Raw genomic sequence first — 8,642 nt, 5'->3', positions numbered from 1 at the left:
CCCCGGCACCTTCCCCCGTCCCGGCTCCCGTCGAAGAGGCACCCGTCAAAGAGGCACCCTCCCGCCAGGTTCCCGCAGAACAGCCGCTGGCCCAGACGGCCTCCGCGCAGATTTACGTCGCGCCGGCCTACACTTCGGCGCAGGCCGGCGGCGTCGGCGTCCAGCCGCAGGCCGCAGTGCAGGTCCAGGCTGCCGGTATCGACACCGCCGACCCTGCCGAAAGAGTTGCTTCCCCGGCGGCGTCCGCGCCTGCAGCACCGGCGCCGGATGCCACGGCGGGCCCGTCGCCGTCGTCGTCAACGTCCGGACCGGTTGCAGCCCCGGCACCGGCAGCCGCCGCCAACCCCTTCAATCCGCTGCCGGTATTCTTCACCATCGCGGGCATCCTGATCGCCGCCGGCCTCGTCTGGGTCATCCGTCCGCTGCGCGCCTTGGTGGCACGGATTGCGGGTCGAAAGACGCTCTAGGCCCCGCGGGGACGGCTTCAGTGGATCAGAACGGCCGGTACAGCGTCCGCTGCGGGCCAGCACCGCCGCCAAGGTACCGGCCCCGGTCCTGGAAGCCGGCCTTGCGGTACGCGGCCCGTCCGGCCGGGTTCTCCTCGTTGACCGAGAGCACGACGCCGGCCTGCCCGCCGCCGAGGGCTGCCGTCAGTTTCGCCGCCTCCCGGACCGCAACGTCCGCTGCCAGTGTGCCCAGGCCCCTGCCCTGCTGCCGGCGGTCGATCAGGAAGCCACGGAGCAGCCAGACGGAGAGGTCGTCGTCCCAGCCGGCCAGGGTGGCGGCTCCGGTTTGTAACGTCAGGACGCCGGCTGCAGATCCGTTGCAGTCAATCGCAAAGGGGTGCCGGGAATCTTCCTCCAGCGCGATGAGCATCATGCGGAGCGGCTCACCGACAAACCTCCGCTGGTCTTCGGTGACCTCGAGCTCGGCGATCTCGCCAAGCTTGATGGCGCGGGCGTCGTCGTCGAGGTCCTTCAGCGGCATCAGCCACACGTTTTCAGGCATAACAGAAGCGTACCCAAGCCGCCGGGGTGCCCCCGCCGCCGGATCCGCCGATCAGCTCAGAGCGCTGCGTCCTTTGGCGGCCCTGCGGGGTCCATCCAGAAGACTTCCCACAGGTGGCCGTCCGGGTCCTGGAAGCTGTGGGTGTACATGAAGCCGTAGTCCTGGGCTTCCTGGGACGGCGCGCCGCCCGAGGTGAGCGCCGTCCGGACGAGTTCGTCGACCGCCTCGCGGCTGTCCAGGGAAAAGGACATGATGACCTCGGCAGCACCTGCGGTATCCGCGGCAGCCTTGGATGTGAAGGTTTTGAAGTACGCCTCGACGAGCAGCATCACGAACGCGTCGTCATTGACGATCATGCAGGTGGCGTTTTCATCGGTGAAGTCGGGATTAAAGGAAAAACCCAGAGCGGTGAAGAACTCCACCGTCTTGTCGAGGTCCTTGACGGGGAGGTTCACAAAGAGTTGTCTGGCCATGCCGCTAAAATAGCACCGCGCCTGCGGGGTGTCAGCCCCCGGAGCTCTCAGACCGGCTCCCGGCGGCAGCACTGTAAGCCGGTCACTGGCCGTAGAAGACCCGTTCGAACACGCTCCGGGCCCGCCGGCTCAGCCTCAGATAGTCTTCCTCGAGCTCGGCGGCGTTGCCCTGCCCGTAGCCGCACCAGCGCGCCACCGCTTCCAGGTCGCGGCGGGAGGAGGGCAGCACGTCGGAGGCCCGCCCGGTCCAGATCACGTTGGCCGATCGGATCCGGCTCGCCAGCCGCCAGGCCCGCAGCAGGATCTCCACGTCCCCCGTTTCGAGGAGCCCGACGGCGGCCGCAGCCTCGAGTGCCTCCACCGTGGAGGTGGTCCGCAGCTCGGGGTGCTTTCCGGCGTGCTGCAGCTGGAGCAGCTGGGCCAGCCATTCGACATCGCTCAGTCCGCCGCGTCCGAGCTTCAGGTGCCGGGCCGGATCCGCGCCGCGGGGCAGCCGTTCCGCCTCGACCCGAGCCTTCACCCGGCGGACTTCCCGCGCGTCCTGCTCGGAGAGGGACTCGGGGTAGCGGACGGTGTCGATCAGCGCCACGAAGTCGGCTGCCAGTTCATCGTGCCCGGCCATGGGGCGGGCACGCAGCAGCGCCTGTGCCTCCCAGACGAGCGACCACCGGCGGTAATACTCGGCGTAGGAATCCAGCGACCGCACCATGGGCCCGCTCTTGCCCTCGGGACGGAGGTCAGCGTCAACCATCAGGACACGTTCGGCCAGGATGGCGGGCTTCAGCGGCTGGGTGAGCAGGCTGGAGAGCCGGCCCACGATCTGCAGGGCCTGCTGCTGGGCCTCGTCCTCCGGGACTCCGGGAAGCCCACGGTGGACGTAAATAACGTCGGCGTCCGAGCCGTAGCCGATCTCCCGGCCGCCCTGCCGCCCCATCGCAACCACCAGCACGTTCGTCTTGAGCGGCTCCTCGGCCGTGACCATCGTTTCCGCGACGCGCAGGGCGCCCAGGACCGCGGCCCGGTCCGTGTCGGCCAGTGCCGCGCCCACCTGGTCCTGGTCCAGCAGTCCCGCGCTGTCCGCGATGGCAATCCGCAGGATCTCGCGGCGCCGGATCAAGCGGATCAGGCGCATTGCGCTTTCCGGCTCGGCGTGCCGGGACATCTTGGAGGCGATCTCGAGCCACTGTGCCTCGAAGGTCAACGGCACGAGTTCCTTGTCCGAGCCGAGCCAGGCCACGGACTCGGGCGAGACCTCCAGCAGGTCGGCGATCAGCCGGGAGTTGGACAGCACGTGGCAGAGCCGCTCGGCAGCCGCCGTCGAATCCCGCAGCATGCCGAGATACCAGTGAGTGGTGCCGAGCGCCTCACTGACCCGGCGGAAGGCCAGCAGGCCGCCGTCGGGGTCCACGCCCTCCGCGAGCCAGCCGAGCAGGATCGGCAGGAGCTGGCGCTGGAGCGCGGCGCGGCGGCTGACTCCGCCGGTGAGCGCTTCGATGTGGCGCATTGCGCCGCTGGGATCGAGGTAGCCCAGGGCGGCAAGGCGCCCCTGCGCGGCTTCCGGGCTGAGCTTGGCTTCCTCGCTGCTGAGTGCCGCCGCGGTATTGAGCAGCGGGCGGTAGAAGATGCGTTCGTGCAGCTCGCGGACGGAGCGTTTGGTCTTGCGCCAGGCCGCAACCAGGGCGTCAGGTTTGGGCCGTTCGCTGGAGAAGGGTCCGAGCACGGCTTTGGCGAGGGCCCGCAGCGAGGCTTCCTTGACCGGCATGAGGTGGGTGCGGCGCAGCTGGAAGAGCTGGATCCGGTGCTCGAGGAGCCGGAGGTAGCGGTAGTCGCGGTCGAACTCGGCGGCGTCGGAACGGCCGATATAGCCCCCGGCGGACAGGGCCGCGATCGCTGAGGTGGTGTCGCGGCAGCGCAGGGTCTCGTCGGATTTGCCATGCACCAGCTGCAGCAGCTGGACGGTGAATTCGACGTCGCGCAGGCCGCCGCGGCCCAGCTTGATCTGCCGCTGCTCCTCGTCGGCGGGGATGTGTTCGGTGACGCGGCGGCGCATGGACCGGACGGACTCCACGAAGCCCTCCCGGCCGGCGGAGGACCAGATCAGCGGCGCGACGGCGGCTTCGTAATGGGCGCCGAGCTCGGTGTCCCCGGCGATGGTCCGGGCCTTGAGCAGTGCCTGGAACTCCCAGCTCTCGGCCCAGCGGGCGTAGTAGCTCTGGTGCGAGGCCAGGGTCCTGACCAGCGGCCCGGACTTGCCTTCCGGACGCAGGTTGGCGTCGACTTCCCACAGCCCGGGTTCGCGGCCGACTGACATGATGGCGCGGGAAATACCGGAGGCCAGGGCCGTACCGATCGTGTTGGCGCGCGAGTCGTCGAGCTCCCCGGACTCGATCACGTAGATAACGTCGACGTCGGAAATGTAGTTGAGTTCGCGGGCACCGCATTTGCCCATGCCGATGACGGCCAGCCCGACGTCGGCCACCTCGGTGGCGCTGAAGTGTTCGGCGGCCTCTGCCCGGGAAACGGCAAGGGCAGCCTCGATCGCGGCTCCCGCCAGGTCCGCCAGTTCGGCGCCGGCGGCGGGCATGAAGTCCAGCGGGTCCGCGGCGCAGAGGTCTTTGACGGCGAGCTCGACGAGGCCGCGCCGGTACTCCGTGCGGAGCGCCACGTAGCCTTCCTGCCCGGTCAAAGCTGCGACCGGGCGGGCGGATTTCGGATCGGCCCTCACGGAACGGAGCAGCCGGGCGCGCAACTCCGCGGCGTCCGCGGCCCGTGGTTCCGGGCTGGCAGTCACCTCAAAGGCGTCAAGATGCTCCGGGTGGCGGATCAGGAACTCACCCAGTGCCTCGGAGGCGCCCAGCACCCGGTACATGGGTTCGCTGCGGTCCGGCTCCGCGGCCGCCAGCTTCCGCAGGTCCGGGTGCTTTTCGATCAGCCGGACCAGCGACTGCAGCGCCGTGTCCGGGTTGGCGGCCAGCTGCAGCCCGGCGAAGAGGATGTCCTGGTCCAGGCCCTCCAGCTCCGGGGCGGCGAGCCACCGTTCGCCGTTTTCCAGATCGCTGAAACCGGCGGCAATGAGGCGTCGTGCCAGGCTCACCCGGGCCGCCTAAAGGATGCCGAGGTTGCGCTGCAGCTCGTAGGGCGTGACCTGGAGACGGTAGTCCTGCCACTCGGCACGCTTGTTGCGCAGGAAGTGTTCGAACACCTGCTCACCGAGAATCTGCGGCATGAGTTCGGAGTCCTCCATCGAGCGGATGGCGTCATGCAGGCTGGCCGGCAGCGGATCGTGGCCCATGGCGCGGCGCTCGGCCGAGCTCAGCGACCAGATGTCGTCCTCGGCAGCGGCGGGGAGCTGGTAACCCTCCTCGATGCCCTTGAGCCCGGCGCCCAGCAGCACGGCGTAGGCGAGGTAGGGGTTGGCCGCGGAGTCGATGCCGCGGTATTCGATCCGCGCTGACTGGCCCTTGCCGGGCTTGTACAGCGGGACGCGGACCAGTGCGGAGCGGTTGTTGTGGCCCCAGCTGAGGTAACTGGGCGCTTCTCCCCCGCCCCAGAGCCGCTTGTAGGAGTTCACGAACTGGTTGGTCACCGCGGTGAACTCCGGAGCGTGCTTAAGGATGCCGGCGATGAACTGCCGGGCCGTCTCGGAGAGCTGGAACTCCGCGCCCGCCTCGTAGAAGGCATTCGTGTCGCCTTCGAAGAGCGAGAAGTGGGTGTGCATGCCGGAACCCGGGTGGGCTGTGAACGGCTTCGGCATGAAGGTCGCGTAGGTGCCCTGCTGGAGCGCGACCTCCTTGATCACCGTGCGGAACGTCATGATGTTGTCCGCGGTCTGCAGGGCATCCGCGTAGCGCAGGTCGATCTCGTTCTGGCCGGGGCCGGCCTCGTGGTGGCTGAACTCGACCGAGATGCCGACCGATTCCAGCATGGTGACGGCTGTGCGGCGGAAGTCCTGTGCCACTCCGCCCGGAACGTGGTCGAAGTAGCCGCCCTCGTCCACCGGGACGGGGGAACCGTCCGGGCCGGGCTGCTGGGACTTGAGCAGGTAAAACTCGATCTCGGGGTGGGTGTAGCAGGTGAAGCCCATGTCCGCGGCCTTGGCCAGGTTGCGCTTGAGGACGTTGCGGGGATCAGCAGCGGAGGGTTCGCCGTCGGGAGTCAGGATGTCGCAGAACATCCGCGACGTCGCCTCCGTCTCACCGCGCCACGGCAGGATCTGGAAGGTGGCGGGGTCCGGCTGGGCCAGCATGTCGGACTCGAAAACGCGGGCGAGGCCCTCAATGGAGGAGCCGTCAAAGCCCAGGCCCTCCTCGAACGCGCCTTCCACTTCGGCCGGGGCCAACGCCACGGACTTCAGCGATCCCACGACGTCGGTGAACCACAGCCGCACGAACCGCACGTCGCGCTCTTCGATCGTCCGCAGGACAAACTCTTGCTGGCGGTCCATACTGGCCTCTTTCCGGTTCTTTCGTCCGTGCCCCAGGCCCGTCGTGCATGGGTCCCGCAGCTGCTCACGGTTCACTTTACTAATCATTGCCACCGATTGCTGAAGCGGCTGCCCCGCGTAACACAGCATTAACACGAGGAACCCGAAAATCGCCGCCCAAGGCCGCTGCCGGGACGATCGGCTGGTGTGGGTGTGACGTGATTCACGCGCCGACAGTCTGGAGCCCGGTAGCTTGGACACGCCGTAGCGCACTACGCTCGTGCCATGGCCACAAGCACCAGCCCCGATTCCAGCATGCCCGCAGAGCTAGCCGCCCCCTATGGCGATGGCCCTGCGGCGTCCGCCGCAGGCCTGCCAGCGGCTGCGGCCGCAAGCACTGCCGCCGCTCCAGGGTCGGCCCCTGGCCTGGACACCGGCACCCGGAAGCCGGTGGCGAAGATCCGCACCCACCACCTGCACCAGGCGAAGCTCAACGGCGAGCGCTTCGCCATGCTGACCGCCTATGACCAGTACACGGCAGAAATCTTCGACCAGGCCGGCATCGAGGTCCTCCTCGTGGGCGACTCCGCCTCCAACAACGTCTTCGGCAACGAAACCAGCCTGCCCGTCACCGTGGACGAGCTGCTCCCGCTGTGCCGCGCCGTCACCCGCTCGGCCAAGCGGGCCCTCGTCGTGGCGGACCTGCCCTTCGGCAGCTACGAGGTGTCCGCCCAGCAGGCGGTGGCCACCGGCGTCCGGTTCCTGAAGGAAGGACTCGCCCACGCAGTCAAGATCGAGGGCGGGAAATTCTATGCAGAGACTGTCCGGGCGATGGTCCAGGCCGGCATCCCGGTGATGGCGCACATCGGCTTCACCCCGCAAAGCGAGCACGCCCTCGGCGGCTACCGGGTCCAGGGCCGCGGCGATGACGCCCAGCGGCTGGTCGATGATGCCGTCGCCCTGGCCGACGCCGGTGCGTTCTGCGTGCTGATGGAAATGGTTCCGGCGTCGACGGCGGCTGCCGTGGACGCCGCCGTCGAGGTCCCCACCATCGGCATCGGCGCGGGCAATGCGACCACCGGCCAGGTGCTGGTGTGGCAGGACATGGCGGGGCTCCGCGGCGGCAGGATGGCCAAGTTCGTCAAGCAGTACGCGGACCTGCGCACCTCACTCAGCGACGCCGCGAAGGCCTACGGCGAGGACGTGCGCTCCGGCCAGTTCCCGGGCCCCGAGCACTCGTTCTAGGCGACTGCTGCGGCCCACTCCTCCTGGCGGCTTCTGCGGCCTACTCCTCCCGGCGGCTGCCGCGACCCACTACTCCTGGCCGCTCCCGCGGGTTTTCGGGGCCACCTCATCCTTCACGAACGATGTGGTGACCCGCGAGTCCGGGCAGGCTAGCCATTGAGGGCCTGCATCGGGCCCCGGCAGATGTTCCGCCGTCCCGGCCTCGTTCGTGCGCGAAGCGATGGGCCGACACCGGCGGACACTAGTGGAGGAGTAGCCATGAACTCAATTTCGACTGACTTCTGGGACGTCCTGCTGTGGAGTTTCTGGTTCTTCATCTGGATCTCCGCACTCATGGTGTGGTTCCGCTGCCTGTTTGACATGTTCGGCGACAGCACCCTGAGCGGCTGGGGCAAGGCCGGCTGGGCGATATTGCTGGTCTTCCTGCCCTGGATCGGAGCGCTCATCTACCTGATCGCCCGGGGCCGCAGCATGGCCGATCGGCAGATGTCGGAAGTGGCCCGGCAGCAGGCCGCCCAGCAGGACTACATCCAGCAGGTCGCAGGCAAGTCGGCCAGCCCGGCAAGCCAGATCGCCGATGCCAAGGCCCTGCTCGACTCCGGAGCCATCAGCCAGACCGAGTTTGATTCCCTCAAGACAAAGGCCATGGCCTGAGCTGAGTTGACGGATTGCCCCCGCGGAATCCGGCGCGAGTTCTTTTCCGCTGACGATTGACGGCCCCGCCCGGGGCCCGTCATGGCAAACCCCCAAGTGAAGGAGACCGACTTATGTCCATCGAGAGTGAAAACCCGGTTCTTGAGACCATCGGCGCCATTACTGACGCCTCACTGGGCCGCTCCGACCTGCCGGCCGACGCACTGCTGATGATTCGGATCGCTGCCCTGGCCGCCGTCGATGCCCGGCCCATTTCCTACCTTGCCCATGTGGGCCCCTCGATCGAGTCCGGCGTTACGGCCAAGGACGTCCAGAACGTGCTCGTCGCCGTGGCGCCCATCATCGGAACGGCCCGGACGATGTCGGCTGCGATCAACATCACCGAGGCGCTCGGTTTCGCGATCGCCGTCATGGAGGATGAGGTGGAATAACTCAGTTCACGGCATGAGAGTCACCTGGCTGGGCCACTCCTCGGTGGTCCTGGATCTCGACGGGGTTCGGATCCTGACGGATCCGCTGCTTCGTCCTCATGCCGGGCTGTTGCGGCGCCTCGCTCCCCGGCCGGACCCCGCGTCCTGGAGCCGGCCCGACGTCGTCCTCCTCTCCCATCTGCACCACGACCACGCCGAGTTGCGCTCCCTCCGCATGCTGCCCGCGGCGGAGCTGATGAGTGGCCCGGCGAACGTCGCCTGGCTACGCCGCCGCAGACTGCTGAACACAGTCCCGTTGGGGGACGGCTGGACCCCGGCGGGCCGCGGGGTCGAAATACGCCAGGTGCCGGCAGAGCATCGTCACCGCCCCATGCCGCACCGTCCAAACGACGCCCATGGCCAGCTCGT

7 protein-coding genes and 2 pseudogenes are annotated in these 8,642 nt (G+C 68.3%); 5 read left to right on the top strand and 4 right to left on the bottom strand.

The genetic code is table 11. The features are described from left to right. Positions 1-467 (top strand): annotated as a pseudogene (locus BJQ90_RS15070) (hypothetical protein); the annotation flags it as partial. Between the two features lie 25 nt (positions 468-492). Here the strand turns inward: BJQ90_RS15070 and BJQ90_RS15065 are convergent. The 4 genes from BJQ90_RS15065 to glnA all read right to left on the bottom strand — a co-directional run bounded on the left by BJQ90_RS15065 (position 493) and on the right by glnA (position 5,925). Further along, entirely contained in the window at positions 493-1,008 is a 516-nt protein-coding gene (locus BJQ90_RS15065; protein ID WP_226761048.1) for a GNAT family N-acetyltransferase, read from the bottom strand. 56 nt (positions 1,009-1,064) lie between these two features. Next, on the bottom strand, positions 1,065-1,481 hold the full coding sequence (locus BJQ90_RS15060) for a VOC family protein (RefSeq protein ID WP_226761047.1): 417 nt from the start codon (positions 1,479-1,481) through the stop codon (positions 1,065-1,067). A gap of 82 nt (positions 1,482-1,563) precedes the next feature. After that, the gene (locus BJQ90_RS15055) at positions 1,564-4,575 is read right to left on the bottom strand and encodes a bifunctional [glutamine synthetase] adenylyltransferase/[glutamine synthetase]-adenylyl-L-tyrosine phosphorylase (protein ID WP_226761046.1); all 3,012 of its coding nucleotides are present in this window, start codon (positions 4,573-4,575) and stop codon (positions 1,564-1,566) included. A 9-nt stretch (positions 4,576-4,584) separates the two neighbouring features. Further along, positions 4,585-5,925 carry a type I glutamate--ammonia ligase gene (glnA, locus tag BJQ90_RS15050; protein WP_069951320.1) on the bottom strand — a complete coding sequence of 447 codons (1,341 nt, stop codon included), beginning with the start codon at positions 5,923-5,925 and terminating at the stop codon, positions 4,585-4,587. A gap of 264 nt (positions 5,926-6,189) precedes the next feature. Between glnA and panB the strand changes: the two genes are divergently transcribed. From panB to BJQ90_RS15030, 4 genes and pseudogenes are all read left to right on the top strand, one after another. Then, positions 6,190-7,149: a 3-methyl-2-oxobutanoate hydroxymethyltransferase gene (gene panB / locus BJQ90_RS15045; protein WP_226761045.1), complete on the top strand. Its 960-nt coding sequence runs from the start codon at positions 6,190-6,192 to the stop codon at positions 7,147-7,149. A gap of 258 nt (positions 7,150-7,407) precedes the next feature. Beyond that, the gene (locus tag BJQ90_RS15040; protein WP_226761044.1) at positions 7,408-7,803 is read left to right on the top strand and encodes an SHOCT domain-containing protein; all 396 of its coding nucleotides are present in this window, start codon (positions 7,408-7,410) and stop codon (positions 7,801-7,803) included. A gap of 113 nt (positions 7,804-7,916) precedes the next feature. Beyond that, on the top strand, positions 7,917-8,234 hold the full coding sequence (locus BJQ90_RS15035; protein ID WP_226761043.1) for a carboxymuconolactone decarboxylase: 318 nt from the start codon (positions 7,917-7,919) through the stop codon (positions 8,232-8,234). Continuing rightward, positions 8,221-8,642: pseudogene (locus BJQ90_RS15030) on the top strand (MBL fold metallo-hydrolase); the annotation flags it as partial. The gene BJQ90_RS15035 and the pseudogene BJQ90_RS15030, both read left to right, overlap by 14 nt.

Origin of the sequence: Arthrobacter sp. SO3, assembly GCF_020532825.1 — a bacterium.
In the GTDB taxonomy this organism is placed as follows: Bacteria; Actinomycetota; Actinomycetes; order Actinomycetales; family Micrococcaceae; genus Arthrobacter.
The sequence above is the reverse complement of the archived record's forward strand: the minus strand, read 5'-3'. Positions and strand labels throughout refer to the sequence as shown.

Excerpts from the sequence above, each read along its gene's own strand:
- BJQ90_RS15035 (WP_226761043.1), top strand. The coding sequence starts at position 7,917 with ATGTCCATCGAGAGTGAAAACCCGGTTCTTGAGACCATCGGCGCCATT.
- glnA (WP_069951320.1), bottom strand. The coding sequence starts at position 5,925 with ATGGACCGCCAGCAAGAGTTTGTCCTGCGGACGATCGAAGAGCGCGAC.
- panB (WP_226761045.1), top strand. The coding sequence starts at position 6,190 with ATGGCCACAAGCACCAGCCCCGATTCCAGCATGCCCGCAGAGCTAGCC.
- BJQ90_RS15060 (WP_226761047.1), bottom strand. The coding sequence starts at position 1,481 with ATGGCCAGACAACTCTTTGTGAACCTCCCCGTCAAGGACCTCGACAAG.
- BJQ90_RS15040 (WP_226761044.1), top strand. The coding sequence starts at position 7,408 with ATGAACTCAATTTCGACTGACTTCTGGGACGTCCTGCTGTGGAGTTTC.
- BJQ90_RS15065 (WP_226761048.1), bottom strand. The coding sequence starts at position 1,008 with ATGCCTGAAAACGTGTGGCTGATGCCGCTGAAGGACCTCGACGACGAC.